At 67.8% G+C, this 18,445-nt stretch carries 15 protein-coding genes; 9 read left to right on the top strand and 6 right to left on the bottom strand.

Going from position 1 to position 18,445, the window contains the following annotated elements; genetic code table 11:
* The first annotated feature begins 39 nt into the window (after window positions 1–39).
* From AC1DIP_RS05810 to catC, 3 genes are read left to right on the top strand one after another with little or no spacing between them, the layout of a single operon-like run.
* Complete coding sequence (locus tag AC1DIP_RS05810) at window positions 40–960, top strand: LysR substrate-binding domain-containing protein (RefSeq protein WP_476207777.1); 921 nt, start codon at window positions 40–42, stop codon at window positions 958–960.
* Window positions 957–2,057: a mandelate racemase/muconate lactonizing enzyme family protein gene (locus AC1DIP_RS05815; protein WP_477733185.1), complete on the top strand. Its 1,101-nt coding sequence runs from the start codon at window positions 957–959 to the stop codon at window positions 2,055–2,057. Before AC1DIP_RS05810 ends, AC1DIP_RS05815 begins: the two co-directional genes overlap by 4 nt.
* A gap of 28 nt (window positions 2,058–2,085) precedes the next feature.
* Complete coding sequence (catC, locus tag AC1DIP_RS05820) at window positions 2,086–2,364, top strand: muconolactone Delta-isomerase (RefSeq protein ID WP_477733186.1); 279 nt, start codon at window positions 2,086–2,088, stop codon at window positions 2,362–2,364.
* 5 nt (window positions 2,365–2,369) lie between these two features.
* Here catC and AC1DIP_RS05825 read toward each other — a convergent pair whose 3' ends face one another.
* From AC1DIP_RS05825 to benA, 5 genes are all read right to left on the bottom strand, one after another.
* Window positions 2,370–5,201, bottom strand: coding sequence for an AAA family ATPase (locus AC1DIP_RS05825; protein WP_477733187.1), 2,832 nt, complete (start codon window positions 5,199–5,201; stop codon window positions 2,370–2,372).
* A 60-nt stretch (window positions 5,202–5,261) separates the two neighbouring features.
* Window positions 5,262–6,089: a 1,6-dihydroxycyclohexa-2,4-diene-1-carboxylate dehydrogenase gene (locus AC1DIP_RS05830; protein WP_477733188.1), complete on the bottom strand. Its 828-nt coding sequence runs from the start codon at window positions 6,087–6,089 to the stop codon at window positions 5,262–5,264.
* Window positions 6,089–7,660, bottom strand: a complete 1,572-nt coding sequence (benC, locus tag AC1DIP_RS05835; RefSeq protein WP_477733189.1) for a benzoate 1,2-dioxygenase electron transfer component BenC — start codon at window positions 7,658–7,660, stop codon at window positions 6,089–6,091. The genes AC1DIP_RS05830 and benC overlap by 1 nt, the downstream gene beginning before the upstream one ends.
* A 124-nt stretch (window positions 7,661–7,784) precedes the next feature.
* On the bottom strand, window positions 7,785–8,321 hold the full coding sequence (gene benB, locus AC1DIP_RS05840) for a benzoate 1,2-dioxygenase small subunit (RefSeq protein ID WP_477733190.1): 537 nt from the start codon (window positions 8,319–8,321) through the stop codon (window positions 7,785–7,787).
* Between the two features lie 35 nt (window positions 8,322–8,356).
* Window positions 8,357–9,742 (bottom strand): benzoate 1,2-dioxygenase large subunit, encoded by a 1,386-nt coding sequence (gene benA, locus AC1DIP_RS05845; protein ID WP_476207787.1) that lies wholly within the window; start codon window positions 9,740–9,742, stop codon window positions 8,357–8,359.
* 326 nt (window positions 9,743–10,068) lie between these two features.
* On the opposite strand from benA, the gene catA reads away from it, so the two are divergent.
* Together catA and AC1DIP_RS05855 are read left to right on the top strand one after the other, a co-directional pair.
* Window positions 10,069–10,950 (top strand): catechol 1,2-dioxygenase, encoded by an 882-nt coding sequence (gene catA, locus AC1DIP_RS05850; RefSeq protein WP_476207789.1) that lies wholly within the window; start codon window positions 10,069–10,071, stop codon window positions 10,948–10,950.
* Between the two features lie 91 nt (window positions 10,951–11,041).
* Complete coding sequence (locus AC1DIP_RS05855) at window positions 11,042–12,325, top strand: benzoate/H(+) symporter BenE family transporter (protein ID WP_477733191.1); 1,284 nt, start codon at window positions 11,042–11,044, stop codon at window positions 12,323–12,325.
* Window positions 12,326–12,367: 42 nt separating this feature from the next.
* On the opposite strand, the gene AC1DIP_RS05860 is transcribed toward AC1DIP_RS05855, so the two are convergent.
* Window positions 12,368–12,556 (bottom strand): hypothetical protein, encoded by a 189-nt coding sequence (locus tag AC1DIP_RS05860; protein WP_477733192.1) that lies wholly within the window; start codon window positions 12,554–12,556, stop codon window positions 12,368–12,370.
* A gap of 152 nt (window positions 12,557–12,708) precedes the next feature.
* Here AC1DIP_RS05860 and AC1DIP_RS05865 point away from each other — a divergent pair, with 152 nt between their 5' ends.
* From AC1DIP_RS05865 to AC1DIP_RS05880, 4 genes are all read left to right on the top strand, one after another.
* A complete protein-coding gene (locus tag AC1DIP_RS05865) occupies window positions 12,709–13,335 on the top strand; it encodes a TetR/AcrR family transcriptional regulator (protein WP_477733193.1) in 627 nt (208 codons plus the stop codon).
* Window positions 13,336–13,435: 100 nt separating this feature from the next.
* On the top strand, window positions 13,436–14,974 hold the full coding sequence (locus tag AC1DIP_RS05870; RefSeq protein ID WP_477733194.1) for an aldehyde dehydrogenase family protein: 1,539 nt from the start codon (window positions 13,436–13,438) through the stop codon (window positions 14,972–14,974).
* Entirely contained in the window at window positions 14,975–16,615 is a 1,641-nt protein-coding gene (locus AC1DIP_RS05875) for a GMC family oxidoreductase (protein ID WP_477733195.1), read from the top strand.
* Window positions 16,616–16,765: 150 nt separating this feature from the next.
* Complete coding sequence (locus AC1DIP_RS05880; RefSeq protein WP_477733209.1) at window positions 16,766–18,343, top strand: APC family permease; 1,578 nt, start codon at window positions 16,766–16,768, stop codon at window positions 18,341–18,343.
* Window positions 18,344–18,445: the final 102 nt, after the last annotated feature.

An 18,445-nucleotide genomic window follows, 5' to 3' on the forward strand; every position in this document is an offset into this window, starting at 1 on the left:
CGCCGCGCCTCCCCCGGCCCGTTGGAAAGGTGGCACCGGATGGAAATCCGCCAGCTGAACTACTTCATCGCGGTCGCGGAGGAGCGGCACTTCGGCAGGGCGGCCAAGCGCCTGCACATGGCGCAGCCGCCCCTGTCCCAGCAGATCCGCCAGCTGGAAGACCAGCTGGGCGTCCAGCTCCTCAACCGCACCACCCGCCGGGTGGACCTGACGGCGGCGGGGCAGCTCCTGCTGGACCGCGGCCGCCAGATCGTCAACGACGTCGAGACGCTCCGCGCGGACGTCTACCAGGTGGGCAAGGGCGCCACCGGCGTCCTGCGGGTGGGGTTCTCCGGCTCGGCAACCTACGGCGTCATGCCGCGGATCGCGCGGCTCACCAAACAGGTCCTTCCCGGCCTGTCGCTGGCGCTGAACGGAGAGATGCTGACGCCGTCCATGGAGGCGGGGCTGCGGAACGGGACCCTGGACGCGGCGCTGCTGCGTCCACCCGTCGCCTCCGAGGAAATCGACTACCGCGTGGTCACCCAGGAGCCGCTCGTCGTCGCGCTTCCCTCCTTCAGCGCCCTGGCGGTGGACCGTCCCGTGGCCATGCACGAACTGCAGGACCAGGACTTCATCGCCTACGCACCGGAGTCCGTGCTGAACCGCATCACCTCGGACCTCTGCCGCCAGGCGGGTTTCCAGCCGCGGATCACGCAAGTGGTGGGTGAGACCTCCACGATGCTGGCGTTCGTGGCCGCGGGCGGCGGCATCGCCGTCATGCCCTCCAGTGTGCGCGCCTTCCAGCTCGAAGGCGTCGCGTACCGGGAAATCGACAATGTTCCCCCGGTGGAACTCGCCGTCGCCTGGCTGCGCGGCCACCGGTCCGCACTGCTGCAAAACTTCCTGGACATCGTGGCGACGGCAACCGCTGATGCCGCCACCCCCGCTCCCGCTGCTGAAAGGCTCCTCCCATCATGAAGATCGCAGCCATCGAGGCGATCCCCTACTCGATCCCATACCGCCACCCGCTCCATTTCGCCTCCGGCTCCGTGCACGAGGCCGACCATGTCCTGGTCCGCGTCCACACCGACGACGGCGTGGTGGGGACCGCAGACACTCCGCCCCGCCCGTACACCTACGGTGAGACGCAGAAGTCCATCGTCGCGGTGGTGCAGGATGTCTTCGCCCCGCAGCTGGTGGGCATCGATGCCTTTGACCGGGAAAAGATCCAGGCCGTGATGGCGCGGACCATCCATAACCAGACGGCCAAGGGCGCAGTGGACATTGCCGTCTGGGACGTCATCGGCAAGACCCTGGGGCAGCCCGTCACCAAGCTGCTGGGCGGCTACACCGATTCGCTGCGCGTCTCCCACATGCTCGGCTTCAAACCCGCCAAGGAGCTCCTGGCCTTGGCCCTGGAGTTCCGGGAAACCTACGGCATCAACACCTTCAAGCTGAAGACCGGCCGCCGTCCGCTGAACCTGGACATCGAGGCCGCCAGGGTGCTGCGGGAGGGGCTGGGCGAGGACGCCGAGCTGTACATGGACGCCAACCGCGGCTGGACAGCGAACGAGGCCGCCGAGGTGCTGCGCCGCACCGCCGACCTCGGCCTGCAGTTCCTGGAGGAACCGGACGACGCCCGCGAAGTCATGGGCCGCCGCCGCCTGGTCACCAACTCCCCCATCCCCATTGCCGCGGACGAATCCGCCGCCAACCTGGGCGAGGCTGCCCGCGAAATCCTCACCGGTGGGGCCAACCTCCTGTCCGTCAAGACCGCCCGGTCCGGCTTCACCGAAGCCGCCAAGATCGTTGGCATGGCCGAGGGCATGGGCATCGACGTCTACATCGGCAACCAGATCGACACGCAGGTGGGCACCGTGGCCTCCGTGGTGTTCGGCGCAGCCTTCGCCCACACCGCCAAGCGCGCGGCGGAGCTCTCCAACTACCTCGACATGACCGATGACCTGCTGGCCCGGCCGCTGGCCATCACGGACGGCCGGATCCACGTTCCCGAGGGCCCCGGCGCCGGCACGGACGTGGACGACGACAAGCTCGCCCACTACCGCACCGACTGACACCCATCCCTTCCACGAGAGGTCATCCATGAAGTACCTGGTCCATATGGACGTCAACCTGCCCGCCGGCATGCCCGCCGACGAAGCCGCCGCAATCAAGGCCACAGAGAAGGCCTACTCCCAGGAACTGCAGCGCTCCGGCAAATGGCCCGAGATTTGGCGTGTGGTGGGCGAGTACGCCAACTACTCCATCTTCGACGTCGAATCGAACGACGAACTGCACGGCATCCTGCAGGGCCTTCCGCTGTTCCCGTACATGGACATCACCGTGGTTCCGCTGGCCAAGCACCCCTCGGACGTGAAGTAGCCGGATCAGTCCTTGGCCCGGAACGCGGCGGCGAGTTCGCTGCGTGACCGGATTCCCATCTTCCGGTACAGCCGCGTGAGGTGGTACTGCACCGTCTTTTCGGCCAGGAACAGGGCCCGGGCCGCTTCCTTGTTGGTTGCCCCCGCAGCCACCAGCTGGGCCACGGCCTGTTCCTGGGCGGTGAGCTGTTGATGGTGGCTGCCCACCGAAGAAAGCACCGGGTCAGCCGGGTCGGGCAGGTTCCCCACGTCCAGGCCGGTGGCCTTCAGCTCACGGTCGCACCGTTCCACGTAGGTTGCCGCGCCGAGGGTGTCATACAGGTCCCGCGCTGCCCGCAGCACCGATGACGCCAGGCGGCGCTTTCCGGCCCGGCGCATGCTTTGCCCGAACGCGAAACTGATCCGCGCCCGCAGATAGGGCCGGTTGAGCCCGCGGAGGTGCCCCAGCGCCGCCTCGAAGTACTCCCTCGCCGTGTCCGGGTCCCCCTGTGCGGCCAGCAGCCGGCCCCTGGCCCACGCCACGCGGGCCAGGTCGGAGGGGACTTCCCGCTCGCGGTGCACTCCTTCGAACGCGGTGAGGAACGTATCGGCGGCATCGAGCTTGTCGGTCATGACCAGCGCATTGACGTAGGTGTCCTGCCACGGCCAGAAGGACACGCGCTGATCGGTCCAGGGGTCCAGCTCGGTCAGCGGCTGCAGGGCGGCCAGGGCACTTTCGTAGTCGGCCCGCGCCTCGTGGAAGCGGGCGCGGGCCAGGCTGGCCGGGACCTGCATTGCCCGGTAGGTTCCCGGCTGCACCGCGGCCTGTGAAACGTAGTAGCGTGCCCGGTCCCAGTCGCCCCGCATGGACCACAGTTCGGCGGCCGTCCAGTACAGCAGCGGCCGGATCAGCGGCATCCGCGAGGTCTCCAGCCGCACGCTTGCCCGGGAGATGGTGGCGGCGGCCGCGTCCCAGTTGCCCAGCACAAGGTGGGTGCGGGCCAGCCAGGCCTCGGCCCACAGGGAGATCCGCAGCGATCCCCCGCGGTATTCGGTGGGGGCGGCCGACTCAAAGTTCACCAACGCGGATTCGGCGTTGTCCAGGCGCAGGGCCAGCCAGCCGGCGCCCATCTGCACCCGCTGCTTCTGGGCATTCTCGGCCGCCTGGGCAGAGGCCCGCTGGTAGGAGGCCTCGGCGTCCGCTATCCGGCCCTGGGCATACAGGCCCAGGCCATAGATGGCCTCCGACTCGATATGCGCCGGAGTTCCGGGTTCGGTCAGGGCCATGGCGCGTTCGGCCCAGCCGGTGATCATCGGCCCGTCCCACGAGGCCACCCCGTGGAGGACGAACCGCTGGGCCACCTGCGCTGCCGCAGCGGGTTCATGCTGCGGATTGCTGGTACGCCAGGCCATCTCCAGCTGGCTTTGGGCGCTGTCATTCTGGCCGGACACCGTGGACAGGTACCCCAGCACCGAGGAGCGCAGGGGCGACGGCGGCAGGGCATCCACTGCCCCGGCCCAGGCCTGCGCCTGGGCCACGTTGCCGGAGCCCACCAGGGCGTCGACGGCTTTCAGGAGCCGGAGGTTCCGGGCACGGATATCGGGGGACAGCCGCGAGGCGGAGAACAGCGCGGTGGAGGCATCCTGCCAGGCACCGACCGTGGCCTGCCGCCGGGCGAACCCTTCCAGTTCCGCGGCCAGGGTTTCGTCTGCGGCCGGGGTGGCGGCAACGCGGTGGCCCAGCTGTTCGCCCTCGGACTGGACAACCTCGGCGGCCTTCCAGTGCAGGGCAATGCGCCGGCTGGGGACGATCTGTTCGTAAACGGCCTCCGCCGTGCCGGGTTCGAGGAAGGCGACGGCGGAGCGGGACTGGTCCACGGACAGGCCCAGCAACCCCGCGCGGTGGCCCTCATCGAGGGCCGGCATGACGGATTCCAGGCCGCCCACCCTGGCCACCTCGGCCAGTCCCGCGCCGGGGCCGAGCACTGCTGCGGCTTCCGCGGCGGCCACCAGGGCAGGGGACGCGGCGGCCAGGACGCTGCGGACCCTGGCACGCACCCGGGAGGTGGGCGGCAGGGAAGGGAACCACGACTGCCACGTTTCCGGGGGCAGTTCACGGAGCAGCTCCACGATGGACTGGGCTATCCCGCCGGTGTGTGTCACCAGGCCGTGGGCCGCCGTCGCACTGAGGTCCAGGCCGAACAGGCTCCGGGCCACGTCCTGGACCTGCTGCGGCGAGAGGGGCTCCAGCGGAATGCGGACTACCTGGTGGCCGGTGAGGAAGTCGAGCACGCCGGCGGGGACACGGGGCGCGTCCACAGGGTTGAGGGTCAGCAGGAACAGGACCCGCTTGTCGTGCAGCCTGCGCATAACGAAGGTGAGGATGCGCAGGCTCTCCTCATCGAGCTTGTGGACGTCGTCGACGGCGACCACCACGCTGCCGTGCGTCTGCAGGCCTTCGAGATGGGTGCTGAGGGTGGAGGCGTAGTTGACCACCTGGTCGGGGGTCAGGGAAGCGACGGGCCCCGGCGCGGGGGCCGGGCCGCCGTCGTAATCCTTTGCCGTCCGGAGCGGCAGGGTCCGCATCAACTGGGAGTAGCCGGCCAGGGCGAACTGGGCTTCCCAGTCGTCCCCCATGGCGGACAGCACGCGGACGCCGCGGGCTGCCGTGCGGCAGTGGTCAAGGAAGAGTTCCAGGAGCGCGGTTTTGCCGGACCCGGACGGTCCGGAGAGGACCACGGTGCCCACCTTGCCCTTGCGGACGGTGCGGAGGATTTCCAGCAGCTGCTCGAACGCCGCGGCCCGGCCCGCCAGCGGGAAGTCCTCCGCCATCTCGCCCTGGGTGGAGCCCGCTGTCATGGCCGCCATCCTATCGGAGCGGCCCGGGCGCCCCTGGTGCCGCGCGTCGAGCACCTGCCCCTACCCCAGGTCGCCGCCGGCCACCGGGAGGATGCTGCCGGTCAGGTAGGACGCCTCGTCCGAGGCAAGGAACACGATGGGCGCCGCCTGCTCGTCCAGGGTGCCGTAGCGCTTCATGAACGAGGACTCCACCGTCTGGTCAACGATGGTCTGGTACCAGTCCTTCTCGGTGGCGGATTCGGCGTCCGGCCCGCGCTTGACCTTCCGCGGCGGGGCTTCCGTGCCGCCCGGGGCGGTGGCCACCACCCGGATGCCGTCCCCGGCCACCTCCATGGCCAGCGACTGGGTCAGGGCGTTCACGCCACCCTTGGCCGCGGCGTAGGGCACCCGGTGCATTCCCCGGGTGGCTACCGAGGAGACGTTCACGATCGTGCCGGAGCCCTGCTCGATCATGGCCGGCAGGACTGCCCGGCAGGTCCAGAGCGTGGGGAAGAGCGAGCGGCGGATTTCCTTCTCGATCTTGTCCTCGTCGTACTCCTGGTAGGGGCGGGCCCAGATGGTGCCGCCCACGTTGTTGACCAGGACGTCCACCCGTCCGTGGGCCGCGAGCGCGGCCTTGATGGCCTGGGTGGCGCCGGCGAAGGTCTCCAGGTCCGCAGTGACGGCCGTGGCCGAGCCTCCTGAACCCGATGCCTTGGCGGCTTCCCCGATGCCGCGGGCAACGTCGTGGACCAGGTCCGCGCGGTCCACCAGGACCACGGCGCCGCCCTCGGCGCCGATGCGTTCAGCCACCTTCTGGCCAATTCCCTGGGCAGCCCCGGTGACGACGGCGACCTTGCCGCCGAACCTGCCCGGGGTCACGTATTGCCCGGCGTACGGCGCAGCCATCAGTGGGCAGCCTTGGCGTCGATGGCCCCGACCATGGTTCCCTTGGCGTCCTGGGCGTGGGCCGTGATGACTTCGCGCAGCCTGGCCTTGTCCCCGCGTTCAAAGGCGTCGACGACGTCAAGGTGGTCCTGCGTGACGCGCTCGAAGATCGGCGTGCCGGCTTCGAAGGCCGCGGCCATCTGGGCGTGGACGTCCAGGCGGCGGTAGGACTCGAGGAGCATCGGGTTGTCACAGATCGTGAAGAGGTACTCGTGGAATTCCTCGTTGGTGCGTGCAAACTCGTCGGGATCGGTGATGTTCCCCTCCTGCACCGAACCGGTGGTGGCTTCGGCCAGGCGGCGGAACTGGCGCAGCTGCTCCCCGCTGAGCCTTCCCAGCAGCAGTTCGCTGACCGCAAGCTCCAGGCCCATGCGGGCGTCCAGCTGGGCGAAGCTGTCCTCCTTGCGGAAATCCAGCCGGCCGGTCTCCAGCGAGGACACGGCCTCGCCGCGGGTCATGGTGTCGCCTTCGGCCTGGATTTTCTCAACCGGAGCCGGGGCACCCGTTTCGGCGTCGCCCCCGGTGGTTTCCTTCGGTGCGAAACGTTCGAAGTAGAAGTTGGCTGGCTTGATGCCTTCGGTGTCCAGCCACTTGGAGACTGCGTTGACCATGGGCGGCGGGCCGCAGAGGTAGATGTCCACGTCGCCGTCGTTGAGGTGCTTCGGTTCGATGATCTGGGTGACGTAGCCGGTGTGCGGAGCGGAGGTGCCCGGCTCGGAGGCAATGTAGTCCCAGGTGAAGCCGGGCAGTTTCGCTTCGTAGGCGCGGAGCCAGTCCAGGCCGACGATGTCCGCCTCACGGGTGAGCCCGTAGATCAGGTGGACCGGGCTGGAGGGCGGGTTTTCGGCGAGCTTTTCCAGGATGGAGAGGAGCGGGGCCAGCCCGGTGCCGCCGGCCAGAAGCAGCAGGGGCCGCTTCGGTTCGCGGAGGAAGAAGGAGCCGTAGGGGCCGGTGAAGTCGATGGTGTCGCCCACCGCGGCGCGGTCGCGGAGGTACTCGGACATGGCGCCCTGCGGGGTCACCCGGACCATGAAGGACGCGTCCTGGACCTCGGGGCCGCTGCTGAAGGAGTAGGAGCGCTCGGCGTCGGTGCCGGGGACCTTGAGGTTGACGTACTGCCCGGGGAGGAAGGCCAGCGCGTCGCGGTTCTCCACCTCAAGGGTGAAGGACACGGTGGTGTCGGTGTGCCGGTTGAGCTCCTTGATGGTGGAGGTGAAGGACGCGGCCGCCGTCTTCGCCGATTCGGACGTGGCCGGGATCTGGATGGCGAGGTCAGACTCCGGGACGGCCTGGCAGGTGAGCAGGTAGCCCTTTTCGAGTTCCTCCTCCGTCATGGCGTCGTCGATGAAGTCGCCCGGGTCGAAGGAGCCGGAATCGCAGAACGCCTTGCAGGTCCCGCAGGCGCCGTCGCGGCAGTCCGACGGAATGTTGATGCGCGCCTTGTAGGCCGCGTCCATGACGGTCTCATAGTCGCCGACCTTGATGACTTTCGTAACGCCGTCTTCGAAGCTGAGGGCTACTTTGTGGCCCATGGGGTCCTCCTGACTGGGCGGGCGCGTCGTCGCGTCCGGGGAAAAGTTGGGGCGTGCCCGTCGGGCACAGGGGTGGGAGCTGCCGTGCGACGCCCGTTCGTCCCGGGCGCCGGCTGCGGGCAGGTCAGATCATGTAGACGTCCACCACGTGGTGGATGTAGTCGTTCTTCAGGACCACTTTCTTCTTCAGGATCACCGGCTGCGGGCCGGAGAGGTCCAGGGTGTAGTAGCTGGTGCCGAAGTAGGTGTCCGTGGTGTTGTAGCGGAAGTAAAGGGTGAACCAGTTGAAGCGCACCTCCACCGTGCCGCCGTCGTTCGACAACACCTCGACGTCCGTGATGTTGTGGCCCGTGCGCGGCTCCGGGAGGGAGGTGGCCGATGACCTGTCGGTCTTGATCCGGAACACCCGGTCCTCGATGCCGCCGCGGTTGTCGTAGTAGATCAGGGAGATCTCGTTCTGGGGGTCCTGCGTCAGCTGGTCGTCCACGTCCCAGGCCGGCATCCAGAATTCGGAGTCCGGGTGGTAGCACTCCAGCCATTCATCGAACTGGCGGTCATCCAGCAGGCGGGCTTCCCGGTAGAGGAACGCCCGGACGGTTTCGAGGATTGCAATCTCCTCCGCGGTCTTCAGGGCCGGGGCGGTGTGGGTCAGGTTGGTCATGGGTTCTGCGCTCTCTGTGGTTGCGGCGGGCTCTCTCAGGCGGTGACGGGAACGGATTCCAGGGCGGAACGCTCCTCTTCCTCCGCCAGGGCCCGGTCCATGACTTCCTTCCAGTACCCGTGCTGGATGGGGTAGAGCCCTTCGTCTTCGGTGCGCACGCCGGAGGCGATCACCCGGGTCATGCCCAGGGCCTGCGCCTGCTCATCCGGTCCGGTGATCTCGTGGGTGGAGCCGCGGGTCATGTCGTTCCACGGGGCGCTGGTGGCCCAGTAGGTTTTGTTGCAGGAGCGGAATTCTTCCAGGTCGTCCGGCGTGGCCATGCCCGTGGCGTTGAAGAAGTCCTCGTACTGGCGGATGCGCTTGGAACGGTTCTCCTGGGACTCCCCCTTGGGGGCGATGCAGTAGATGGTCACCTCGGTCTGGTCCGCGGAGATGGGCCGGAAGTGGCGGATCTGCGAGGAGAACTGGTCCATGATGTACACGTTCGGGTACAGGCAGAGGTTGCGGGAGATGTTGATCATGAAGTTCGCCATCTCCTCGCCGTACTTGGCCACAAGCTCGTCCCGGCGGTCCCAGAGCGGACGGTCCTGGGGGTTGGTCCATTCCTGCCACAGCAGCAGGTGCCCGTGGTCGTAGGAGTAGAAGCCGCCCTTGACCTTGCCCCACTTGCCGGCGTCCATGGCCTTGGTCTTGTTGGCGGAGTCTCCGGCGCTGCGGCGGGCGGTGGTGGCCGCGTAGTTCCAGTGCACGGCCGTGACGTGGTAGCCGTCCGCGCCGTTCTCGGCCTGGACCTTCCAGTTGCCGTCATAGGTGTAGGTGGAGGAGCCGCGCAGCACTTCCAGGCCTTCGGGTGACTGGTCGACGATCGAGTCGATGACCTTGGTGGCATCGCCCAGGTGCTGCTCGAGCGGGAGCACGTCGGCCTTCAGCGAGCCGAACAGGAAGCCGCGGTAGGACTCGAAGCGGGCCACCTTGGTGAGGTCGTGCGAGCCTTCCTTGTTGAACGTCTCGGGGTAGCCGGCGTTCCGGGAATCCTTGACCTTCAGCAGCTCGCCGGAGTTCTTGAAGGTCCAGCCGTGGAACGGGCAGGTGAAGGTGGTGCGGTTGTCCGTCTTGCGGCGGCACAGCATGGCGCCGCGGTGCGAACAGGCGTTGACCAGGCAGTTCAGCTGCCCGTCCTTGTCCCGGGTGATCATCACGGGGGTGCGGCCGATGTAGGTGGTGAAGTAGTCGCCCACGTTGGGGATCTGCGACTCGTGGGCCAGGTACACCCAGTTGCCTTCGAAGATGTGCTTCATCTCGAGTTCGAAGATCTCCTGGTCGGTGAAGATCTCGCGCTTGGCCCGGATGACGCCGTTCTCGCGGTCGTCGATCACGGCGTCGGCAAGGACCTCGCGGGCATGGATCAGGTTCTCGGTCATGGCGTGCTCCTTCATTGGAGATTGCTGGACGGATGGGCGGAGGTCCACTCGGGAAGAGGCTTCTGCGGCGGACGTTGTCCAGCAATTCTTGCCGCTCGTGATTGGCCTCACATCAGGCAAATACCTAGGTTCCACCAAGGGTGTCTTTATGTACTGATAATGACTCAAAAGACGCCTAGTTGATATTTGTAGCGTCCTTATCTGCGGGCCTACGATTGAGACCGACATCACGCGGTGCGGCGCAGGGCCCAACCACTGGCCCCGCAGCCCGCGTCGGGTGCAGGAGCCCTTCCTGTCCCCATTCAATGAGGAAGGTGGACATTGTCATGACCCAGACCCCAACGGACAGCCGCACGGAAAACGAAGGCACCGCCGTCGAAGCAGGCACCAAGGCAACCGAGCGGTTCGCAGCGTCGGGCAAGCTCTCCAAGGTGGACGTATCCAAGGAACGGGTGAGCCTGCTGGCCGGCGCGCTGATCAAGGCCGCCAACGACATCGTCGAGGAACACCAGGTCACCTACGAGGAATACAACGCGCTCAAAGCCTGGCTGATCAAGGTCGGCACGGACGGTGAATGGCCGCTGTTCCTCGACGTCTGGCTTGAGCACACCGTTGAGGACGTCAACTCCCAGGACCGTCCCGGCACCGTGGGCACCATTGAAGGCCCCTACTACGTTCCCAACTCCCCGGAACTCCAGACGCCCGCTACGGTTGAAATGCGCGACGGCGAAGAGGGCACCCCGCTGCGCTTCAGCGGCCAGTTCACCGACACCGACGGCAACCCCATCCAGGGCGCCCAGGTGGAGATCTGGCACGCTGACGCCGCCGGCTTCTACTCCCAGTACGCCCCGGGCCTGCCCGAGTGGCTTTTCCGCGCCACCGTCAAGGCCTCGGACGACGGCCGGTTCGAGATCAACACGATGCGTCCGGCGCCCTACCAGATCCCCACGGACGGGGCCTGCGGGCAGCTGATCAGTGCCGCGGGCTGGCACGCCTGGCGTCCGGCGCACATCCACATCAAGGTGTCCGCACCGGGCTACGAGCCGGTCACCCAGCAGCTCTACTTCCCCGGCGATCCCCACAACGCCGACGACATCGCCTCGGCAGTGAAGCCTGAACTGATGCTGGACCCCCGCCCCCGAACCGACGGAAAGGGCGAGGAAGTAGTTTATGACTACGTCCTGGCAAAGCAGGGCCAGAAGAAGTAGCACGCAAACTGGGAGATACCCCCGCACGGAGGCGCTCCGGAGCTGATGCTTCGGAGCGCTTCCGGTTTTTCCGCCCCAGCCAGGAGCCCCGATGAGCCACCCCCGCCACCATCCGACCGCCAGCTCCGTCGAGCCAGCCCCGCCGGTACCGGCGCCGGAACCCTTGCTGGAACGTCCGGGGGTCCGGCCTGCGGGCCCCCGCCGGATTCTTCGCGATCTGGGCCTGTCCTATGTCTCCAACGGAGCCATAGGACTCATCTTCGCGGCGTCCGGGCCCATCGCCGTCACCCTGGCCGTCGGAACGGCCGGCGGCCTGACCCAGGGCCAGCTGTCGTCCTGGGTTTTTGGCATCCTGTTTTCCGGCGGGGCCGCCACGCTGCTGATGTCACTGGTCTACCGGCAGCCCCTTGGCTTCGCCTGGTCCATCCCCGGCACGGTGCTCCTGGGACCGTCCCTGCAGCACCTGGCCTTCCCCGAAGTCGTCGGGGCCTTCTTCACCTCCGGCGTGCTGATCCTCGCCCTCGGCGCCACCGGCGTGGTGCGCAAAGCCATGGCACTGGTGCCCATGCCGCTGGTGATGGCCATGGTGGCCGCGGTCTTCCTGAAGTTCGGCACGGACATCGTCACCTCCACCCAGGACAACCCGGCCGTGGCTGCCCCGATGGTGGCTGCGTTCCTGGTCCTCACCGCGGTTCCCAGGCTTGGCAGGTACCTGCCGCCGGTCCTGGGCACCCTGGTGGCAGGCGGCATCGCCGTGGCGGCCAGCGGCCAGTTCAACCTGCCGCCCGGCGGACCGCTCCTGGCCACCCCGGTCTTCACCGCCCCCGAATTCACCTGGGCCGCCCAGCTCGAACTGGTGGTTCCGCTGGCCCTCACCGTCCTGTTCGTCCAAAACGGCCAGGGCATCGCCGTCCTCCGCGCCGCCGGGCACCGTCCGCCGGTGAATGCCTTCGCCATAGCTTCCGGCGCCTTTTCGGTGCTGAATGCCGGTTTCGGCGCCGTGTCGGCCTGCGTTACGGGCCCCACCAACGCCCTGCTGACCTCGTCCGGGAAGAGGGAGCGCCAGTACACGGCTGCCGTGGCGTACGGGCTGCTGGCCTTGGTGTTCGCAGCGTTTGCCCCCACGCTGACCCGGCTGATGCTGGCCGCGCCCAAGGAATTCGTCCTGGCACTGGGCGGCATCGCGATGCTGCGGGCGCTCCAGCAGGCGTTCGTCACGGCCTTCGCCACCAGCTTCACCCTGGGTTCGCTGGTGACGTTCGTGGTGACCATCTCCGGCATGAACCTCTTCAACATCCACGCAGCGTTCTGGGGCCTGGTGATTGGCTACGGGGTGTCCCGCCTGCTGGAGCGCGCCGACCACGCCCAGCCCTGAGCGGCCGGGCATGTTACGGCGCCCGGCAGGGCTTTTTCTGCGTCAGCGCGGGTCCGGCTCCAGCGCCCAGGCCAGCCGGTGCAGGGAAGTCGCGGCCCTGCTCCTGAACGCCAGCCATGCGGTCCGCTTCCGCCCGGGCGTGGCGCTGAGTTGCGGCGCGTGGGGCTGCGCGGATTCGCCAACGCGGAACGCGCCGGCGAATAGGAGGGCAATCAGGCTTGCGCTTTCCATCGTTCTCCAAGCTGTACAGGTCAATCCCGCTGTACAACCACCGTGCCCTGCGGACGAACGCTTCAAACACCATCCGCAGGCCCATCCGGCCGCCGGGAGGGCGTGGCGGTACCGCGTTAGGCACGTGCAGTGTTAGGCAATAGTCTGGCCAGATGGGGACCAGTGCCGTGACTTCCGGCGAACAAGTGGACAGGCAGACCCGCATCCTCGAAGCGGCTATGGACCTGCTGTCCCGCCACGGGATTTCGGGCGTGAGCATGCGTGCCGTGGCGCGGGAAGCCGGCGTGGCACTGGGCCTGGTCAACTATTACTACGACGACAAGACCACCCTGATCCGCGCCGCCCTGCGCCGGGTGGACGAGCATGACCTTTTACTTGTCGCCCCGGACCCGTCGGTTACCCCCGATGAGCAGCTGCGCCGGGCGCTCCGGCGCGTTGCGGGCGCAGACCTGCTGACCACGCGCTACCTGTCGCTGCGGCTGCACCTGTGGGCCCTGGCCCAGGCGGACGAGGACTACGCGCAGATCAACGCCGCCGCCTTCGACCGGTACATCGACGGGCTCGCGGCGCTGGTGTCCAGCGCCAGGCCCGGGCTGTCCTGGGAGGCGTCCCGGGAGCGCGCCTCGGACATCGTGGTCATCCAGAATGGCGTGTGGCTGACCGCGCTGCTGGGCGTGGACAAGGCCTCCATCCAGCGGAGCATTGCGCGCACGGAGCAGATCGCTTTCGCAGCGGTTCCGGACGAAAACGGCGGCGGCCAGGTCCCCTCACAGCACTGAAACAGCCGCTCCAGGGGCAACAGTAGCCGCGCGATGAGCATTGAACAAGTGTTCAAGAAAAGTATTGAACACTCGTTCAACGTGCATTACTGTCCTTCCTATGACTTACGCCACAGCGGCCCCGGAAGCCGCCAGCAGCACTGAAACCAAGCCCGCCTCCTCCCTGTTCATCAACGGCAGGTGGGAGCCGGCGGCGTCCGGCGCGGTGCGCGAAATCCGCAACCCTGCAGACGGGGAGCTGGTGGCCACCATCTCCGAGGCGGGCCGGGAAGACGCCGAACGTGCCATCGCAGCGGCCCGGGCCGCCTTCGATTCCGGCGCCTGGTCCAGCGTCCCGGCACCGGAGCGCGGCGCCTTCCTCCTGAAGGTCGCCGCCGGACTGCGGGAGCGCCGGGAAAAGTTTGCCCGCGCGGAATCGCTGGACACCGGCAAGCGGATGGTGGAAAGCCGCATCGACATGGACGACATCGCCGCCTGCTTCGAGTACTTCGGCAGGCTCGCCGGGCAGCAGGCGGGCCGGGTGGTGGACGCCGGGGACGCCGCCGTCGTCAGCAGGATCGTCTACGAACCCGTGGGCGTCTGCGGGCTCATCACGCCGTGGAACTATCCCCTGCTCCAGGCGGCGTGGAAGATCGCCCCCGCGCTGGCCGCCGGCTGCACCTTCGTCCTCAAGCCCTCCGAGCTGACGCCGTCCACCAGCATCCTGGCCATGCAGCTGCTGCAGGACCTCGGCCTGCCGGACGGCGTGGCCAACCTCGTCACCGGTGCCGGCGCACAGGCGGGCGCCCCGCTCTCGGAACACCCCGACGTCGACCTTGTCTCCTTCACCGGCGGCCTGGAAACCGGTAAGCGCATCGCCGCTTCCGCTGCCGCCACCGTCAAGAAGGTGGCCCTGGAACTCGGCGGGAAGAACCCCAACGTGGTGTTCGCGGACGCGGACTTCGACGCCGCCGTGGACAACGCCCTGAACGGCGCGTTCGTCCACTCCGGGCAGGTCTGCTCCGCCGGCGCCCGGCTGGTGGTGGAGGAGTCCATCGCCGACCGCTTCGTGGACGAACTGGTCCGCCGCGCAGAGAACATCCGGATCGGTGGCCCCTTCGATGACGAGGCCGAAACAGGCCCGCTGATCTCCGCAGCGCACCGCGACAAGGTGCACGCCTACGTCCAGCGCGGCACCCAGGAAGGCGCCCGGCTCCGCACCGGCGGCGCCGCACCTTCCGGGGAGAAGTACGACGCCGGCTTCTACTACCAGCCCACCATCCTGGACCGCGTCTCCCGCGGCATGTCCGTGGTCACCGACGAGGCGTTCGGCCCGGTGGTCACGGTGGAAACCTTCCGCACCGAGGACGAGGCCGTGGCCACCGCCAACGACACCATCTACGGCCTGGCCGGCGCGGTGTGGACCCAGGACGCCGGCAAGGCGCAGCGCGTGGCGTCCCGGCTGCGGCACGGCACCATCTGGATCAACGACTACCACCCCTACCTCCCCCAGGCCGAGTGGGGCGGCTTCGGCCAGTCCGGCGTCGGCCGCGAGCTGGGCCCCACGGGCCTGGGCGAGTACCAGGAAGCCAAGCACATCTACCAGAACACCAGCCCACAGGTCACCGGCTGGTTTGCTGACCACGGCAAGGAGAACTAGATGCACTACGACAACATCGAGGACGTGGCCGAACGCGGGTTCGACTACGTCGTCATCGGCGGCGGGTCCGCGGGGGCGGCGGTGGCCGCCCGGCTGAGCGAAGACCCGGACGTCACCGTGGCCCTCGTCGAGGCGGGCCCGGATGACCGCAATATCCCCGAGATCCTGCAGCTGGACCGCTGGATGGAGCTGCTGGAATCCGGCTACGACTGGGACTACCCCATCGAGCCGCAGGAGAACGGCAACTCCTTCATGCGCCACGCCCGCGCCAAGGTGATGGGCGGCTGCTCCAGCCACAACTCCTGCATCGCCTTCTGGGCGCCCCGCGAGGACCTGGACGAATGGGAGTCCAAGTACGGCGCCGCCGGCTGGAACGCCGATGCCGCCTGGCCGCTGTACCAGCGGCTGGAAACCAACCAGGACGCCGGGCCGGACGCACCGCACCACGGCGACTCCGGCCCCGTGCACCTGATGAACGTGCCCCCGGCGGATCCTGCCGGCGTCGCGCTTCTGGACGCCTGCGAACAGGCCGGCATCCCGCGGGCCAAGTTCAACACCGGCACCACCGTGGTCAACGGCGCCAACTTCTTCCAGATCAACCGCCGCGCGGACGGCACGCGTTCCTCCAGTTCCGTGTCCTACATCCACCCCATTGTGGACCGCCCCAACTTCACCCTGCTGACCGGCCTGCGCGCCCGCCAGCTGGTGATCGACGCGGACAAGCGCTGCACCGGCGTGGACGTGGTGGACGGGGCATTTGGCCGGACCCACCGGCTCACCGCGCACCGGGAAGTCATCGTGTCCACCGGCGCCATCGACTCCCCCAAGCTGCTCATGCTCTCCGGGATCGGGCCGGCGGAACACCTGGCCCAGCACGGCATCGAGGTGCTGGTGGACTCCCCCGGCGTGGGCGAGAACCTGCAGGACCACCCGGAAGGCGTGGTGCAGTTCGAGGCCAAACAGCCGATGGTGCAGACCTCCACCCAGTGGTGGGAAATCGGCATCTTCACCCCCACGGAGGACGGCCTGGACCGCCCCGACCTGATGATGCACTACGGCTCCGTGCCGTTCGATATGAACACCCTTCGCCACGGCTACCCCACCACGGAGAACGGCTTCAGCCTCACCCCCAATGTCACCCATGCGCGGTCCCGCGGGACGGTCCGGCTGCGCAGCCGCGACTTCCGCGACAAGCCCATGGTGGACCCCCGCTACTTCACGGACCCGGACGGCCACGACATGCGCGTCATGGTGGCCGGCATCCGCAAGGCCCGCGAGATCGCCGCCCAGCCCGCCATGGCGGAATGGACCGGCCGCGAGCTCTCGCCCGGAACCGGGGCGCAGACCGACGAGGAGCTGCAGGACTACATCCGCAAGACCCACAACACCGTCTACCACCCGGTGGGCACCGTCCGCCTGGGGCCAGCCGACGACGACATGTCGCCGCTGGATCCCCAGCTGCGGGTCAAGGGCGTCACCGGCCTCCGCGTGGCCGACGCGTCCGTCATGCCCGAACACGTCACCGTCAACCCCAACATCACCGTCATGATGATCGGCGAGCGCTGTGCCGATCTCATCAAGGCGGACTATGCCGGCGCCGACGCCCTGGAAGAGAAGGAGCTCACCACGTCCCTCGCCTAAGCGGCAGGAAGAAAGGGGGCCGCGTTCCCAACAGCGGCGGCCCACTCGCAGAACGTTTATCCCGCCGCACCCCAGGGCGGCCGTTCCCATCGTGCTTTTCTGAACTAGGAGTCCATATTGGAACCCAGCAAGAGTATTGATTCAAGCGGCATGGACGAATTTGGCTACACCCAGACGCTGGATCGAAGCATCGGCAAGTTTGCCAGCTTCGCGGCAGGTGTCAGCTACATCTCCATCCTCACCGGTGTTTTCCAACTGTTCTACTTCGGCTTTTCCATGGCCGGCCCGGCGTACGCCTGGTCCTGGCCCATCGTGTTCGTCGGCCAGCTGATGGTGGCCCTCTGTTTTGCCGAGCTGGCCGGCCGCTATCCCGTGGCGGGCTCGGTCTACAACTGGGCCAAGCGGCTGTCCTCCGGAACCTCGTCCTGGCTGGCCGGCTGGCTGCTCCTGCTGTCCTCCATCATGGCGCTGGGCTCGGTGGCACTGGCCCTGCAGATCACCCTCCCCCAGCTGTGGTCCGGCTTCCAGTTCGTCGGTGACGGTACCGGCCCTTACGACTTCGCCATGAACGGCGTGGTGCTGGCCACCATCATGATCACCATCTCCACCCTTATCAACGCGTTCGGCGTGAAGCTGATGACCCGGATCAACAGCGTCGGCGTCTTCGTGGAGCTGATCGCCGCGGTGCTGCTGATCCTGGCTCTGGCCTGGCATGTGGTCCGCGGCCCGGAGGTCTTCTTTGATACGGCCGGTTTCGGCGAAGGGAAGGACCTGGGCTTCTTCGGCGTCTTCCTGATCGGTGCCATGGCCTCCGGCTACGTGATGTACGGCTTCGACACCGCCAGCTCGCTGGGCGAGGAAACCAAGGACCCCAAGAAGACCGCTCCCAAGGCCATCCTGCGGGCTGTTACGGCGTCCTTCCTGCTGGGCGGCGGAATTCTGCTGTTCGGCATCCTGGCAGCACCGGACCTTACCGACCCGCAGATCGGCTCCCCCGACGGCGGCCTGCAGCACATCGTGCTCTCCGTCCTGGGCGGCCCGTTCGGCAAGGCCTTCCTGGCCTGCATCGTGGTGGCCGTGGTGGTCTGCACCCTGGCCGTGCACGCCGCCGCCATCCGGATGATGTTCGCCATGGCACGGGACAACAACCTGCCCTTCAGCCGGCAGCTCAGCAAGGTGGACCCGGTCCGCCGGACGCCCACGGTGGCGGCGATCGTCATCGGCGTCCTGGCCGTCATCCCGCTGCTGGTCAATGTCATGCAGCCGGCCATCTTCACCATCCTGTCCAGCATCAGCATCGTGCTGATCTACCTGTCCTACCTCCTGGTCACGGTTCCCCTGCTGCGCAAGCGGTTCCTGAAGAAGTGGCCGCTGGCCGCAGACGGGTCCGAGCCCGGGTTCACCATGGGCAAGTGGGGCCTTCCCGTGAACATCCTCGCCGTCCTGTGGGGCGCGGCGATGACGGTGAACCTGGTCTGGCCCCGCCCGGAAATCTACAACTCGGTGCCGCCGTTCGAGTGGTACCTGCAGTGGGGCGGCGTGTTCTTCGTGGCCGCCGTGGTGATTGGCGGGGCACTGCTCTACCGCCTGAAGATCCGCCACCAGACCGGGGTGCTGGCCGAGCACGCCGCGGCAGTCGCCGCCCACCCGTCGTCGAACGACCCGCGGTACGACGCGCCGGAGGAAGCAGTGCCGGCCAACGCGGTCATGGCAACCGAGGCCAACTAACGCTGCATCTAAGGGTCGACGACGGCACTCACCCGGGTGCCGTCGTCGGCCTTTCCGCGTTGCCAGCCCCGTCATGTTGAGAACCGGCGTCACACAACGGAA

This window comes from Pseudarthrobacter sp. 05T312, assembly GCF_056396685.1.